Annotated in this window: 12 protein-coding genes; 11 read left to right on the top strand and 1 reads right to left on the bottom strand. The window is 58.1% G+C overall.

The features are described 5' to 3' along the window. The first annotated feature begins 88 nt into the window (after positions 1-88). The 7 genes from dnaK to AC19YX_RS34365 all read left to right on the top strand — a co-directional run bounded on the left by dnaK (position 89) and on the right by AC19YX_RS34365 (position 9924). Positions 89-2005, top strand: a complete 1917-nt coding sequence (gene dnaK, locus AC19YX_RS34335) for a molecular chaperone DnaK (RefSeq protein ID WP_020299926.1) — start codon at positions 89-91, stop codon at positions 2003-2005. A gap of 325 nt (positions 2006-2330) precedes the next feature. Then, on the top strand, positions 2331-3455 hold the full coding sequence (gene dnaJ / locus AC19YX_RS34340; protein WP_020299925.1) for a molecular chaperone DnaJ: 1125 nt from the start codon (positions 2331-2333) through the stop codon (positions 3453-3455). Positions 3456-3465: 10 nt separating this feature from the next. Continuing rightward, positions 3466-4272, top strand: a complete 807-nt coding sequence (gene dapB / locus AC19YX_RS34345; protein ID WP_500607988.1) for a 4-hydroxy-tetrahydrodipicolinate reductase — start codon at positions 3466-3468, stop codon at positions 4270-4272. 258 nt (positions 4273-4530) lie between these two features. Further along, complete coding sequence (carA, locus tag AC19YX_RS34350; protein WP_201129417.1) at positions 4531-5667, top strand: glutamine-hydrolyzing carbamoyl-phosphate synthase small subunit; 1137 nt, start codon at positions 4531-4533, stop codon at positions 5665-5667. Positions 5668-5796: 129 nt separating this feature from the next. Then, positions 5797-9018, top strand: coding sequence for a carbamoyl-phosphate synthase large subunit (gene carB, locus AC19YX_RS34355; RefSeq protein ID WP_201129420.1), 3222 nt, complete (start codon positions 5797-5799; stop codon positions 9016-9018). Then, positions 9015-9491 carry a transcription elongation factor GreA gene (greA, locus tag AC19YX_RS34360; RefSeq protein ID WP_020299921.1) on the top strand — a complete coding sequence of 159 codons (477 nt, stop codon included), beginning with the start codon at positions 9015-9017 and terminating at the stop codon, positions 9489-9491. The genes carB and greA overlap by 4 nt, the downstream gene beginning before the upstream one ends. Positions 9492-9519: 28 nt before the next feature. Next, entirely contained in the window at positions 9520-9924 is a 405-nt protein-coding gene (locus AC19YX_RS34365; RefSeq protein ID WP_078469781.1) for an MFS transporter, read from the top strand. Positions 9925-9936: 12 nt separating this feature from the next. Here AC19YX_RS34365 and yhbY read toward each other — a convergent pair whose 3' ends face one another. Then, complete coding sequence (gene yhbY / locus AC19YX_RS34370; protein ID WP_201129421.1) at positions 9937-10245, bottom strand: ribosome assembly RNA-binding protein YhbY; 309 nt, start codon at positions 10243-10245, stop codon at positions 9937-9939. Between the two features lie 103 nt (positions 10246-10348). On the opposite strand from yhbY, the gene rlmE reads away from it, so the two are divergent. The 4 genes from rlmE to glmM all read left to right on the top strand — a co-directional run bounded on the left by rlmE (position 10349) and on the right by glmM (position 15299). After that, positions 10349-10978, top strand: coding sequence for a 23S rRNA (uridine(2552)-2'-O)-methyltransferase RlmE (rlmE, locus tag AC19YX_RS34375; protein ID WP_020299918.1), 630 nt, complete (start codon positions 10349-10351; stop codon positions 10976-10978). Positions 10979-11180: 202 nt separating this feature from the next. Beyond that, on the top strand, positions 11181-13085 hold the full coding sequence (gene ftsH, locus AC19YX_RS34380; protein ID WP_078469783.1) for an ATP-dependent zinc metalloprotease FtsH: 1905 nt from the start codon (positions 11181-11183) through the stop codon (positions 13083-13085). Positions 13086-13093: 8 nt separating this feature from the next. Then, the gene (gene folP / locus AC19YX_RS34385) at positions 13094-13945 is read left to right on the top strand and encodes a dihydropteroate synthase (RefSeq protein ID WP_421548060.1); all 852 of its coding nucleotides are present in this window, start codon (positions 13094-13096) and stop codon (positions 13943-13945) included. 16 nt (positions 13946-13961) lie between these two features. Further along, positions 13962-15299: a phosphoglucosamine mutase gene (gene glmM, locus AC19YX_RS34390; protein ID WP_078469785.1), complete on the top strand. Its 1338-nt coding sequence runs from the start codon at positions 13962-13964 to the stop codon at positions 15297-15299. The last annotated feature ends 7 nt before the right edge of the window (positions 15300-15306 follow it).

The following is a 15306-nucleotide window of genomic DNA, read 5'->3' on the forward strand; positions in this document are numbered from 1 at the left end:
CCCCCATTTAGAAGTCAAGCGTTTAAGTGCTACCGCAGTTGGCCACCACCGCTGCGGCAACAAAATCCAAAGTTTCGGGAGAGTTAACATGGGCAAAATTATCGGTATCGACCTGGGGACTACCAACTCCTGCGTCTCTATTCTTGAAAACGGCAACGTTAAAGTTATCGAAAACGCCGAAGGCGCGCGTACCACGCCGTCGATCGTTGCGTATGCCAACGATGGCGAAATCCTGGTTGGTCAGTCGGCCAAGCGTCAGGCAGTGACCAATCCGCATAACACCCTGTACGCGGTGAAGCGTCTGATCGGTCGTCGCTTCGAAGAAGAAGTGGTACAGAAAGACATCCAGATGGTCCCTTACAAGATCGTCAAGGCTGACAACGCTGACGCCTGGGTTGAAGTGAACGGCCAGAAAATGTCGCCGCCACAGATTTCGGCTGAAATCTTGAAAAAGATGAAGAAGACTGCCGAAGACTACCTTGGCGAGCCAGTGACCGAAGCGGTGATCACCGTTCCGGCCTACTTCAACGACAGCCAGCGTCAAGCCACCAAAGACGCCGGTCGTATTGCTGGCCTGGACGTAAAACGCATCATCAACGAACCAACCGCGGCCGCTCTGGCTTACGGTATGGACAAGGCCAAGGGCGATCACACCGTGATCGTTTATGACCTGGGTGGCGGTACCTTCGACGTTTCGGTGATCGAGATTGCCGAAGTTGATGGTGAGCACCAGTTTGAAGTGTTGGCCACCAACGGTGACACCTTCCTGGGTGGTGAAGACTTTGACATTCGTCTGATCGACTACCTCGTCGACGAATTCAAGAAAGAAAGCGGCATGAACCTCAAGGGTGACCCGCTGGCCATGCAGCGCCTGAAAGAAGCTGCCGAAAAAGCCAAGATCGAGCTGTCCTCGAGCCTGCAGACCGACGTCAACCTGCCGTACATCACTGCAGATGCCACCGGTCCTAAGCACTTGAACGTGAAGATTTCTCGCGCCAAGTTGGAAGCTCTGGTTGAAGACCTGGTTCAGCGCACCATCGAGCCTTGCCGCATCGCTCTGAAAGACTCGGGTATCGAAGTTGGCGCGATCAACGACGTGATCCTGGTCGGTGGTCAGACCCGTATGCCGCTGGTGCAGAAGCTGGTGACCGAGTTCTTCGGTAAAGAAGCACGTAAAGACGTCAACCCGGACGAAGCGGTTGCCATGGGTGCTGCTATCCAGGGTGCGGTACTGGCCGGTGACGTGAAAGACGTCCTGCTGCTCGACGTCAGCCCGCTGACCCTGGGTATCGAAACCATGGGTGGCGTGATGACCGCGCTGATCGAGAAAAACACCACGATTCCTACCAAGAAATCGCAAGTGTTCTCGACTGCCGACGACAACCAGGGCGCTGTGACCATTCACGTGCTGCAAGGTGAGCGTAAGCAAGCGGCCCAGAACAAGTCCTTGGGCAAGTTCGATCTGGCCGAGATTCCACCAGCACCACGTGGCGTGCCACAAATTGAAGTGACCTTCGACATCGACGCCAACGGCATTCTGCACGTAGGCGCCAAAGACAAGGCCACCGGCAAGACTCAGTCGATCGTGATCAAGGCCAACTCCGGTCTGTCCGAGGAAGAGATTCAGCAGATGATTCGCGATGCTGAAACCAACGCCGACGAAGACCGCAAGTTCGAAGAGCTGGCCAGCGCGCGTAACCAAGGTGACGCCCTGGTTCACTCGACTCGCAAAATGATCGCTGATGCCGGCGACAAAGTGACCGCTGAAGAGAAAACCGCAATCGAAGCGGCTGTGGTTGCCCTTGAAGCCGCCGTCAAAGGCGACGACAAGGCAGCCATCGACGCCAAGGTTGAAGAGCTGTCCAAAGTCTCGGCGCCGGTTGCTCAGAAGATGTACGCCGAACAGGCTCAGCCTGCAGAAGGCGCGGCTCAGCAAGGCGAGTCGGCTGAAAAAGCTGACGATGTAGTCGACGCTGAGTTCGAAGAAGTAAAAGACCACAAGTAAGACTGCTTGTTGGTCGGCCAGTTGACTGCCTTTGTGCGGTGGCTGGTAGGATGTCGCCGCGCGGGAGCTTGCTCCCGCGTTGGCGTGTCTGGAGCAAGCGAAATTTTTTACTCGGCGTGACCTGTCACGCGGGGTGGCGGTATGGCCGGAAATGCTCCTGCTTTCCGAGCGGGATTACCGCAATGGCCGGCCACTGCTGGCTGGTTTTTTCAAAGACCAGGATCGTTGAATTGACGTGAGTTGGGTCCGGGCCTGTATTGGGGCTCAACGAGTTTGGCGAGGCTCAGGAGAGCTTGGCCGGACGTCCTTAAGAGTGCAAAGACTTATGGCAAAGCGTGACTATTACGAAGTATTGGGTGTTGAGCGAGGCACCAGCGAGGCCGACCTGAAGAAGGCTTACCGGCGCCTGGCGATGAAGCATCACCCGGACCGTAATCCTGACGACAAAGCGTCGGAAGAACTGTTCAAAGAGGCCAACGAGGCCTATGAAGTACTCTCTGATTCGAGCAAGCGCGCCGCCTATGACCAATACGGTCATGCCGGTGTTGATCCGAGCATGGGTGGCGGCGGTGCTGGCTTCGGTGGTCAGAACTTCTCCGACATCTTCGGTGATGTCTTCAGTGATTTCTTCGGCGGCGGTCGTGGCGGTTCCCGTGGCGGCGCTCAGCGCGGCAGCGATTTGCGCTACACCCTGGAGTTGAACCTGGAGGAGGCGGTGCGCGGTACTACCGTGAATATCCGCGTTCCGACGCTGGTCAATTGCAAGCCGTGCGATGGTTCGGGTGCCAAGAAAGGCTCCTCGCCTATCACTTGCCCGACCTGTGGCGGTATTGGCCAAGTGCGCATGCAGCAGGGCTTCTTCTCGGTGCAGCAGACCTGCCCGCGCTGCCATGGCCAGGGCAAGATCATTTCCGATCCGTGCGACTCCTGCCACGGCGAAGGCCGTGTCGAAGAGTACAAGACGCTGTCGGTCAAAGTGCCGGCGGGTGTCGATACCGGCGACCGTATCCGTCTGTCGGGTGAAGGTGAGGCGGGTGCGCAGGGTGGGCCTACCGGCGACCTGTACGTGGTGATCAATGTGCGTGAGCACGCGATCTTCCAGCGCGACGGCAAGCACCTGTTCTGTGAAGTGCCAATCAGCTTTGTTGATGCGGCGCTGGGCGGCGAGCTGGAGATTCCGACCCTCGATGGTCGGGTCAAGTTGAAGATTCCCGAGGGGACTCAGACCGGCAAGCAGTTCCGCGTGCGTGGCAAGGGTGTGGCGCCGGTGCGTGGTGGCGGTGCGGGTGATTTGATGTGCCGCGTTGCGGTGGAGACTCCGGTCAATCTGGGGCGTCGTCAGCGTGAATTGCTGGAAGAGCTGCGCAGCTCCCTGGCCGATGACAATACCCATTCACCGAAAACCACTGGTTGGTTTGAAGGCGTGAAGCGCTTCTTCGGCGATCTGTAAGGAGCGACACATGCGACGTATAGCTGTGATGGGCGCCGCCGGGCGCATGGGCAAGATCCTGGTCGAGGCGGTGCAGCAACGTGCGCCGCTGACCGGCCTTACTGCTGCCATTGTGCGTCCTGGCAGCACGTTGATCGGGGTCGATGCCGGCGAGCTGGCTTCCCTGGGTCGTATCGGCGTGCCGCTATCGGGCAATCTCGAGGGTGTCGCCGATGAATTCGATGTCTTGATCGACTTCACCTTGCCGGAAGTGATGCTGAAAAACCTGGCCTTCTGCCGCAAGGCGGGCAAGGCGATGGTGATCGGCACGACTGGGCTTGATGCTGCGCAGAAGCAGGTGCTGGCCGAGGCGGGCAAGGATATTCCAATCGTGTTCGCGGCCAACTTCAGTGTCGGCGTCAACCTGTCGCTGAAGCTGCTGGACATGGCGGCGCGGGTGCTGGGTGATGATGCGGACATTGAAATCATCGAAGCCCATCACCGGAACAAGATCGATGCCCCTTCGGGCACGGCCCTGCGTATGGGCGAGGTGATTGCCGATGCGCTGGGGCGTGATCTGCAGAAAGTGGCGGTCTATGGCCGTGAAGGCCATACCGGTGTGCGTGATCGTGAAACCATCGGTTTCGCCACGGTTCGTGGTGGTGATGTGGTGGGCGATCACACGGTCCTGTTCGCTGCAGAGGGTGAGCGTCTTGAGATCACTCACAAGGCCTCCAGCCGCATGACCTTTGCCAAGGGGGCGGTGCGTGCGGCGTTGTGGCTGGACGGTCGCGAGCCAGGTCTTTACGATATGCAGGATGTGCTCGACCTGCGCTGATGATGCACTCAAAGCAGGGTTCAGCCATGTGCCTGAGCCCTGTTTTATCCCGCTAAGCGATGTTCTGTCGCATTCCTCTGCCTTTTAGGCTCATTAGCGGTGGACCGAAAAAGCCTTTTTCTGTAAGCTACAGCTTTAGTGTGTTCACTAAAAGCGCGCAGAATAATTCAGTGAATGAGCGGGGTGACGTGTCCATACGTCACTCCGCTTTTTTACACCTGCGATCGCCCTTTCAGGCTTTATTTACGGGAGGTCTTCTTGACTAAGCCAGCCATACTCGCCCTTGCTGATGGCAGCATTTTTCGCGGCGAAGCAATTGGAGCCGACGGTCAAACCGTTGGTGAGGTGGTGTTTAACACCGCCATGACCGGCTATCAGGAAATCCTTACCGATCCTTCCTACGCCCAGCAGATCGTTACCCTGACTTACCCGCACATTGGCAACACCGGCACCACACCGGAAGACGCCGAATCCGACCGCGTCTGGTCCGCCGGCCTGGTCATTCGTGACCTGCCACTGGTTGCGAGCAACTGGCGTAACACCATGTCCCTGTCCGATTACCTGAAAGCCAACAATGTTGTGGCTATCGCCGGTATCGACACCCGTCGCCTGACCCGCATCCTGCGTGAGAAAGGCGCACAGAACGGCTGCATCATGGCCGGTGACAACATCTCCGAAGAAGCCGCCATCGCCGCCGCCCAGGGGTTCCCTGGCCTCAAGGGCATGGACCTGGCGAAAGTCGTCAGCACCCAGAAGCAATACGAGTGGCGCTCGACTGTCTGGGACCTGAAAACCGACAGCCACGCGACCATCGAGGCCTCCGAGCTGCCGTACCACGTGGTGGCCTACGACTACGGCGTCAAGGTGAACATCCTGCGCATGCTGGTCGAGCGCGGCTGCCGCGTAACCGTGGTCCCTGCACAGACCCCGGCTGCCGATGTCCTGGCCCTGAAGCCGGATGGTGTATTCCTGTCCAACGGTCCTGGCGATCCGGAACCTTGCGACTACGCCATCAAGGCCATCAAGGAAGTGCTGGAAACCGAGATTCCTGTATTCGGTATCTGCCTCGGTCACCAACTGCTGGCCCTGGCCTCCGGTGCCAAGACTCTGAAAATGGGTCACGGTCACCATGGCGCCAACCACCCGGTCCAGGACCTGGATACCGGTGTGGTGATGATCACCAGCCAGAACCACGGTTTTGCGGTAGATGAAGCGACCCTGCCAGCCAACGTCCGGGCGATTCACAAGTCGCTGTTCGACGGCACCCTGCAGGGTATCGAGCGTACCGACAAGAGCGCCTTCAGCTTCCAGGGTCACCCTGAAGCCAGCCCAGGCCCGAACGATGTGGCGCCGCTGTTCGACCGCTTCATCAACGAGATGGCCAAGCGACGCTAAGCGCTCGCCTTGAGAATGTAGCGAGAAGTCGTCCGAGGGCGGCCCCGATCAACCCGGTGGCCCCCTTGGAGCTTCAGAAATTGATCAAGACGGCTTGCCGACTGACCTGCGGATTTGAGTGACAAACCCATGCCAAAACGTACAGACATTAAAAGCATCCTGATTCTCGGCGCTGGCCCGATCGTGATCGGCCAGGCCTGCGAATTCGACTACTCCGGCGCCCAGGCCTGTAAAGCCCTGCGCGAGGAGGGTTACCGCGTCATCCTGGTGAACTCCAACCCGGCCACCATCATGACCGATCCGGACATGGCCGACGCCACCTACATCGAGCCGATCAAGTGGCAGACCGTTGCCAAGATCATCGAGAAGGAGCGTCCAGACGCCCTGTTGCCGACCATGGGTGGCCAGACCGCTCTGAACTGCGCTCTGGACCTGGAGCGCGAAGGCGTTCTGGAGAAGTTCGGCGTAGAAATGATCGGCGCCAACGCTGACACCATCGACAAGGCCGAAGACCGTTCGCGCTTTGACAAGGCGATGAAATCCATCGGCCTGGACTGCCCGCGTTCGGGTATCGCCCACAGCATGGAAGAGGCCAATGCGGTCCTCGAAAAGCTCGGCTTCCCGTGCATCATCCGTCCGTCCTTCACCATGGGCGGCACCGGTGGCGGTATCGCGTACAACCGTGAAGAGTTCGAAGAAATCTGCGCTCGCGGCCTGGACCTGTCGCCGACCAAAGAGCTGCTGATCGACGAATCCCTGATCGGCTGGAAAGAGTACGAGATGGAGGTTGTCCGCGATAAGAAGGACAACTGCATCATCGTCTGCTCCATCGAAAACTTTGACCCGATGGGCGTGCACACCGGTGACTCGATCACTGTTGCGCCAGCACAGACCCTGACGGACAAGGAATACCAGATCATGCGCAACGCCTCGTTGGCGGTACTGCGTGAGATCGGCGTTGAAACCGGCGGTTCCAACGTTCAGTTCGGTATTTGCCCGGACACCGGCCGCATGGTCGTGATCGAGATGAACCCGCGTGTATCGCGTTCTTCGGCACTGGCATCGAAAGCTACCGGCTTCCCGATTGCGCGCATCGCCGCCAAGCTGGCGATCGGTTACACCCTGGACGAGCTGCAAAACGAAATCACTGGCGGCGCTACGCCGGCGTCCTTCGAGCCTTCGATCGACTATGTCGTGACCAAGCTGCCACGTTTTGCTTTCGAGAAATTCCCGAAGGCCGACGCTCGCCTGACCACCCAGATGAAGTCTGTCGGTGAAGTCATGGCCATCGGCCGGACCTTTCAGGAGTCTCTGCAGAAAGCCCTACGTGGCCTGGAAGTGGGCGTTTGCGGTCTGGACGAGAAGCTCGACCTGAGCAACCCGGAAAGCATGAGCGTGCTCAAGCGCGAGCTGACCGTGCCGGGCGCTGAGCGTATCTGGTACGTGGCTGATGCTTTCCGCGCCGGCATGACCGTCGAAGACATCTTCGGCATGAACATGATCGATCCGTGGTTCCTGGTGCAGATCGAAGATCTGATCAAGGAAGAAGAGAAGGTCAAGACCCTCGGTCTGTCCTCCATCGACCGCGACCTGATGTTCCGCCTCAAGCGCAAGGGTTTCTCCGATCAGCGTCTGGCCAAGCTGCTGGGTGTGACCGAGAAGAACCTGCGCACGCATCGCCACAAACTGGATATCTTCCCGGTCTACAAGCGTGTTGACACCTGTGCCGCCGAGTTCGCCACCGACACCGCGTACCTGTACTCCACCTACGAGGAGGAGTGCGAAGCTGCGCCATCGGGCCGCGACAAGATCATTATCCTGGGCGGTGGTCCAAACCGTATCGGCCAGGGCATCGAGTTCGATTACTGCTGCGTACACGCCGCCCTCGCGCTGCGCGAAGACGGGTACGAGACCATCATGGTCAACTGCAACCCGGAAACCGTTTCCACTGACTACGACACTTCCGACCGTCTGTATTTCGAGCCGGTAACGCTGGAAGACGTGCTGGAAATCTGCCGCGTCGAGAAGCCTAAAGGCGTGATCGTCCAGTACGGCGGCCAAACCCCGCTGAAACTGGCGCGTGCCCTGGAAGCTGCTGGCGTGCCGATCATCGGCACCAGCCCTGATGCGATTGACCGTGCCGAAGACCGCGAGCGCTTCCAGCAAATGGTTGAACGCCTGAACCTGCGTCAGCCACCAAACGCCACCGTGCGCAGCGAAGATGAAGCCATCCGTGCAGCCAGCAAGATCGGCTATCCGCTGGTGGTGCGTCCTTCCTACGTGCTGGGCGGTCGGGCGATGGAAATCGTATACGAAGAAGAAGAACTCAAGCGCTACCTGCGTGACGCGGTGAAAGTGTCTAACGACAGCCCTGTACTGCTCGACCACTTCCTCAACTGCGCCATCGAAATGGACGTGGATGCGGTTTGCGACGGTACCGATGTGGTGATTGGCGCAATTATGCAGCACATCGAACAGGCCGGTGTTCACTCCGGTGACTCTGCCTGCTCCCTGCCGCCATACTCGCTGCCTGTGCATATCCAGGACGAGATGCGCGAACAGGTCAAGAAAATGGCCCTGGAGCTAGGTGTTGTCGGCCTGATGAACGTGCAGTTGGCGCTGCAAGGCGAGGACATCTACGTCATCGAAGTCAACCCGCGCGCTTCCCGTACCGTACCGTTCGTATCCAAGTGCATCGGTGTTTCCCTGGCCATGATCGCGGCTCGCGTGATGGCGGGTAAAACCCTGAAGGAAATCGGTTTCACCAAGGAAATTATTCCGAACTTCTACAGTGTGAAAGAGGCGGTGTTCCCGTTCGCCAAGTTCCCTGGCGTGGACCCGATCCTCGGCCCAGAGATGAAGTCCACCGGTGAAGTGATGGGTGTCGGTGACACCTTCGGCGAAGCCTTCGCCAAGGCCCAGATGGGTGCCAGCGAAGTGTTGCCGACTGGCGGTACCGCGTTCATCAGCGTGCGTGACGATGACAAGCCGCTGGTTGCAGGTGTGGCTCGTGATCTGATCAACTTGGGTTTCGAAGTGGTTGCCACTGCCGGGACTGCCAAGCTGATTGAAGCTGCCGGCCTGAAAGTGCGTCGTGTGAACAAGGTGACCGAAGGTCGTCCGCACGTGGTCGACATGATCAAGAATGACGAAGTCACCCTGATCATCAACACCACGGAAGGTCGCCAGTCGATCGCTGATTCCTACTCCATTCGTCGTAATGCCTTGCAGCACAAGATCTACTGCACCACGACCATTGCTGCTGGCGAAGCCATCTGCGAAGCGTTGAAGTTCGGTCCCGAGAAGACCGTGCGCCGCTTGCAGGATCTACACGCAGGATTGAAGGCATGATCAAATACCCGATGACTGTCCAGGGCGCTAAAGCCCTGGAAGAAGAGCACGCTCACCTGACCAAGGTCGTTCGTCCTAAGCTTAGCCAGGACATCGGAACGGCCCGCGAGTTGGGTGACCTTAAAGAGAACGCCGAATACCATGCTGCCCGCGAGCAGCAAGGTATGGTCGAGGCGCGGATTCGCGATATCGAAGGCCGCATGCAGAATGCGGTGATCATCGATGTCACGACCATTCCTCACACCGGTAAAGTGATTTTCGGCACCACGGTCGAGATCGCCAACGTCGAAACTGACGAAAGCGTGACCTATCAAATCGTGGGAGAGGATGAAGCGGACTTCAAACTCGGCAAGATCTCCGTCGGTTCGCCACTGGCCCGTGCCTTGATTGCCAAGGAAGAGGGTGATGTGGTCGCCGTCAAAACGCCAGGTGGCGTTATCGAGTACGAGATTGTCGAAGTTCGTCACATCTGAAAGACGACACCCGCTTCGCGCGGGTGCCATGCTTTGGCAACTGGCCCAGATGCTCTGGGTCGGTGGCTTGTGGCTTCTGCACATCGGTTTGCTGCCGGTGCTCGAGCAAATAGGCTTGGCACCGCTGCTGATCGACGATATCGGCAAAATGCTGGGTGCGTTGCTGGTGGGCTTTTCGGCGGCGTGCCTGGTGTTGCAGGTGCTGATATTGATTCAGTCCGAAGGACTGGCAAGCGTGTGGCGGGATATTCGCGGGCAGCTGCTGCTGATGGGGCTTTATGCGTGTGCGATGTATTTCGTGGTGCGCATGCTGTTGCCTGAGGCGCAACGCTGGCAATTGTTCAGCTATCTTGTGCTTGGGTTTTCCGGCCTGGTGCTGGTGCTGCAGCCAGTCCCTGGATGGGGTGGCAGGGTACGCGAAGCGCACCCTTGACCCTTGTCGACGTCAGTGGAAGCGATGGACGTTCGACAGTTGCTTGTTTACCTTGGCGTTTTTGCGGTAAATCAACGCCATTTTGCCGATGACTTGCACCAAGTCAGCCTTGCCCGCCTTGCACAGCTCGGCGATGACCGCCAGGCGAGACTCGCGCTCGAGGATGTTGAGTTTGATCTTGATCAGCTCATGATCGCTCAAGGCGCGTTCAAGTTCGGCTAATACACCTTCGGTCAAACCGTTGTCAGCCACAGTCAATACTGGTTTCAGATGGTGGCCAATGGATTTGTACTGTTTCTTCTGCTCTTGAGTGAGCGGCATAATCTGACCCCTGCGTCTGATCTTGTAAAAAGCGGCGGCCAGTTTACCCGAGCGAGTCCGGGACCGCCCAGTTAATCACTACCCGTTTTATTTGAGGTGGCCCGTGGCCCGTTCCAAGACAAGCCTTAAGTGGCTGCAAAGACATGTCAATGATCCCTATGTGAAGCAGGCGCAGAAGGATGGTTACCGCTCGCGTGCGAGTTACAAGCTTCTGGAGGTCCAGGAGAAATACAAACTGATCCGTCCAGGTATGAGTGTTGTCGACCTGGGAGCGGCGCCCGGTGGCTGGTCGCAGGTCACTAGTCGGCTGATCGGTGGTCAGGGGCGTCTGATCGCCTCCGACATCCTGGAAATGGACAGCATTCCGGACGTGACTTTCATCCAGGGTGACTTCACCCGGGACGACGTGCTCGCTCAGATCCTTGAAGCTGTTGGTAATTCGCAGGTGGACCTTGTGATTTCCGATATGGCCCCCAATATGAGTGGTACGCCTGAGGTGGACATGCCGAAAGCCATGTTTTTATGTGAGCTGGCGCTTGATCTGGCGGCTCGGATACTCAAGCCGGGTGGTAATTTCGTGATCAAGGTGTTTCAGGGCGAAGGGTTTGATGCTTACGTGAAGGACGCTCGTCAGAAATTCGACAAGGTCCAGATGATCAAGCCGGATTCTTCCCGTGGCAGTTCCCGCGAGCAATACATGCTGGCTTGGGGCTACCGCGGCCGTAGCGAGTAAATCGAGGTTTTTTGGCGGGTCGATAGGTTTTTCGTATTTCGCCCCGTGAGCATTAGCGAATATTGTGTAGAAAGTGTTTCACAAAGGGTTACAGACGGCGCCTGCCAGAGCCGTAGGTAATGTAGTAAGTTAGGCCGGTGAATATCATGCGAAGCGCGCGCCAGTAGCGGAGCTTGCTTCAGAGGGTAGTTAATTGAACGATATGGCAAAGAATCTGATCCTGTGGTTGATCATTGCGGCTGTCCTGGTGACGGTAATGAACAACTTCTCCAGCCCTAACGAGCCGCAGACCCTCAACTATTCCGACTTCATCCAGCAAGTTAAGGATGGCAAGGTCGAGCGCGTAGCGGTAGACGGCTACGTGATCACCGGCAAACGCAACGATGGCGACAGCTTCAAGACCATCCGTCCTGCTATCCAGGACAATGGCCTGATCGGTGACCTGGTGGATAACCACGTGGTTGTCGAAGGCAAGCAGCCTGAGCAGCAAAGCATCTGGACCCAGCTTCTGGTCGCCAGCTTCCCGATTTTGGTCATCATTGCCGTGTTCATGTTCTTCATGCGGCAGATGCAGGGCGGTGCAGGCGGCAAGGGCGGACCCATGAGCTTCGGCAAGAGCAAGGCGCGCCTGCTCTCTGAAGATCAGGTGAAGACCACCCTGGGTGACGTTGCAGGTTGCGACGAAGCCAAGGAAGAAGTGGGCGAGCTGGTCGAGTTCCTGCGTGATCCGGGCAAGTTCCAGCGTCTGGGTGGCCGCATTCCTCGTGGTGTGCTGATGGTTGGCCCTCCAGGTACCGGTAAAACCCTGCTGGCCAAGGCTATTGCCGGCGAAGCAAAAGTCCCGTTCTTCACCATTTCCGGTTCTGATTTCGTCGAAATGTTCGTCGGCGTGGGCGCCAGTCGTGTTCGCGACATGTTCGAACAAGCCAAGAAGCACGCGCCGTGCATCATCTTCATCGATGAAATCGACGCCGTCGGTCGTCACCGTGGCGCCGGCATGGGCGGCGGTCATGACGAGCGCGAGCAGACGCTTAACCAGTTGCTGGTTGAGATGGATGGCTTTGAAATGAACGACGGCATCATCGTGATCGCTGCGACCAACCGTCCGGACGTACTGGATCCTGCTTTGCTGCGTCCGGGCCGTTTCGACCGTCAGGTTGTCGTCGGTTTGCCGGACATTCGTGGTCGTGAGCAGATTCTCAAGGTTCACATGCGCAAAGTGCCTATGGGTGAGGACGTCGCTCCGGCCGTGATCGCTCGTGGTACCCCTGGCTTCTCGGGCGCCGACCTGGCCAACCTAGTGAACGAAGCATCTTTGTTTGCGGCTCGTACCGGCAAACGCATCGTTGAAATGAAAGAGTTTGAGCTGGCCAAAGACAAGATCATGATGGGCGCCGAGCGCAAATCCATGGTCATGTCCGAGAAAGAAAAGCAGAACACCGCTTATCACGAGGCGGGCCACGCTATCGTCGGCCGTGTTGTGCCTGAGCATGACCCGGTTTACAAAGTGTCGATCATTCCGCGCGGTCGTGCGCTGGGTGTGACCATGTTCCTGCCGGAAGAAGATCGCTACAGCTTGTCCAAGCGCGCCCTTATCAGCCAGATCTGCTCCCTGTACGGTGGCCGTATTGCTGAAGAGATGACCTTGGGTTTCGACGGTGTGACCACCGGCGCCTCCAACGACATCATGCGGGCGAGTCAGATCGCACGGAACATGGTCACCAAGTGGGGCCTGTCCGAGAAGCTTGGCCCGTTGATGTATGCCGAAGAAGAGGGTGAAGTATTCCTCGGTCGCGGCGGTGGCGGTCAAAGCGCGAGTTTCTCGGGTGAGACGGCCAAGCTGATCGACTCCGAAGTGCGCAGCATCATTGATCAATGTTATGGCACGGCGAAGCAGATCCTGACGGATAACCGTGACAAGCTGGATGCCATGGCCGATGCCTTGATGAAGTACGAAACCATTGATGCCGAGCAGATCGACGACATCATGGCGGGTCGTACTCCGCGTGAGCCGCGGGATTGGGAAGGTGGCTCGGGCACTACTCCACCTGTTGTGCAGAATGAGCGTCCAGAAACCCCGATCGGCGGCCCAGCTGCTGACCATTAAGGTTTGAAATGACTTCTGTGTCGTCCTCAACCCGGTTGCCTTGCGGCAACCGGGTTCTTGATTTGGCCCATACGCATGTTATGGGCATTCTTAATGTCACTCCTGACTCCTTCTCCGATGGCGGTCGTTTCAGCCAGCTTGACGCTGCCTTGCGGCATGCCGAGGCAATGGTTGCGGCCGGTGCTACGCTGATCGATGTTGGCGGTGAGTCGACTAGGCCAGGCGCACGAGCGGTTTCTCCCCTGGAGGAGCTGGAGCGAGTGGCGCCGATTGTCGAGCGGATTCATCGCGAACTGGATGTGATCATCTCTGTGGACACTTCCACGCCTGCGGTCATGCGAGAGACTGCGCGCCTGGGGGCTGGCCTCATCAACGATGTGCGCTCCCTTCAGCGTGATGGTGCGCTGGACGCGGCTGCAGCTACCGGCTTGCCGGTATGTCTGATGCACATGCTGGGTGAGCCTGGCGATATGCAGAATGATCCGCACTATCGCAACGTGACTGAAGAAGTGTGTGAGTTTTTGGCTGAGCGCATGGCTCAATGTGCGGCGGTCGGCATCGCAGCTGAGCGGATCGTGCTTGATCCGGGTTTTGGTTTCGCCAAGACCCTGCAGCATAACTTGAGCCTGTTCAAGCATATGGAGGCCTTGAATGTCTTCGGACGCCCCCTGCTGGTAGGGGTTTCCCGCAAGAGCATGATAGGTCACGCCCTGAATCGTCCGGTGGGAGAGCGCCTCTATGGTGGCCTGGCTCTCGCTGCGCTGGCCATGGGCAAGGGCGCGCGGATTTTGCGCGTCCATGATGTGGCAGAGACGGTGGATGTGGTGCGGATGATCACGGCAGTGGAAATGGCCGAATAAGAATGATGGAGCACTTATGACTAAAAAATACTTTGGCACCGACGGCATTCGCGGTCGTGTGGGCGTGTACCCGATTACCCCCGATTTCATGCTCAAGCTCGGTTGGGCCGCTGGTATGGCCTTCCGTAGCATGGGCGCTTGTCGTGTTCTGGTGGGTAAGGACACGCGAATTTCCGGGTACATGTTCGAATCTGCACTGGAGGCCGGTCTTTCCGCCGCAGGTGCCGATGTTTTGCTGCTGGGGCCTATGCCGACGCCGGCCATTGCTTATCTGACGCGGACGTTCCATGCCGAGGCCGGGATTGTGATCAGTGCGTCGCACAATCCGCATGATGATAACGGCATCAAGTTCTTCTCCGGTGAGGGCACCAAGCTTCCGGATGAAGTGGAATTGATGATCGAAGAGCTGCTGGACGCCCCCATGACCGTGGTGGAGTCGAGCAAGCTGGGCAAAGTGTCGCGGATCAATGACGCCTCTGGGCGTTACATTGAATTTTGCAAAAGCAGCGTACCTTCCAGCACCAGTTTTGCGGGTCTGAAAATCGTCCTCGACTGTGCTCATGGCGCTACCTACAAGGTGGCTCCAAGCGTGTTCCGCGAGTTGGGTGCTGACGTCACTGTGCTGTCGGCGCAGCCCAACGGCTTGAACATCAACGACAATTGCGGTTCGACCCATATGTCGCAGTTGCAGGCCGCGGTATTGGCTGAGCATGCCGACCTTGGGATTGCCTTCGATGGCGACGGCGACCGGGTGCTGATGGTCGATCACACCGGGGCGATTGTCGACGGCGATGAGCTGCTGTTTATCATTTCCCGTGATCTGCACGAGCGTGATCGCCTGCAGGGCGGCGTTGTAGGGACCTTGATGAGCAACCTGGGGCTCGAACTGGCCCTGGCTGATCTGGGGATTCCCTTCGTGCGCGCCAATGTCGGCGACCGCTACGTGATTGCCGAGCTGATCGAGCGTAAATGGCAGGTGGGCGGCGAGAATTCGGGGCATATCGTGTGTTTCCGGCATGCCACCACGGGTGACGCAATCATCGCTGCACTCCAGGTGTTGATGGCGCTCAAGACGCGTAACGAGAGCTTGGCTCAGTCCCGTCAGGCGCTGCGCAAGTGCCCGCAAGTCCTGGTCAACGTGCGTTTTTCCGGTGGCAAGAACCCGGTCGAGCATCCGGCGGTCAAGGAAGCGTGTGAGCGTGTTACGGCTGCCATGGCGGGGCGCGGTCGCGTGTTGCTGCGCAAGTCGGGTACCGAGCCTTTGGTGCGCGTCATGGTCGAAGGTGACGACGAGGCTGTGGTTCGTGGCTACGCCGATGAGCTGGCAAAACTGGTTGCTGAAGTTTCTGCCTGATTTCGGC

This window comes from Pseudomonas sp. MF09150, assembly GCF_059862355.1.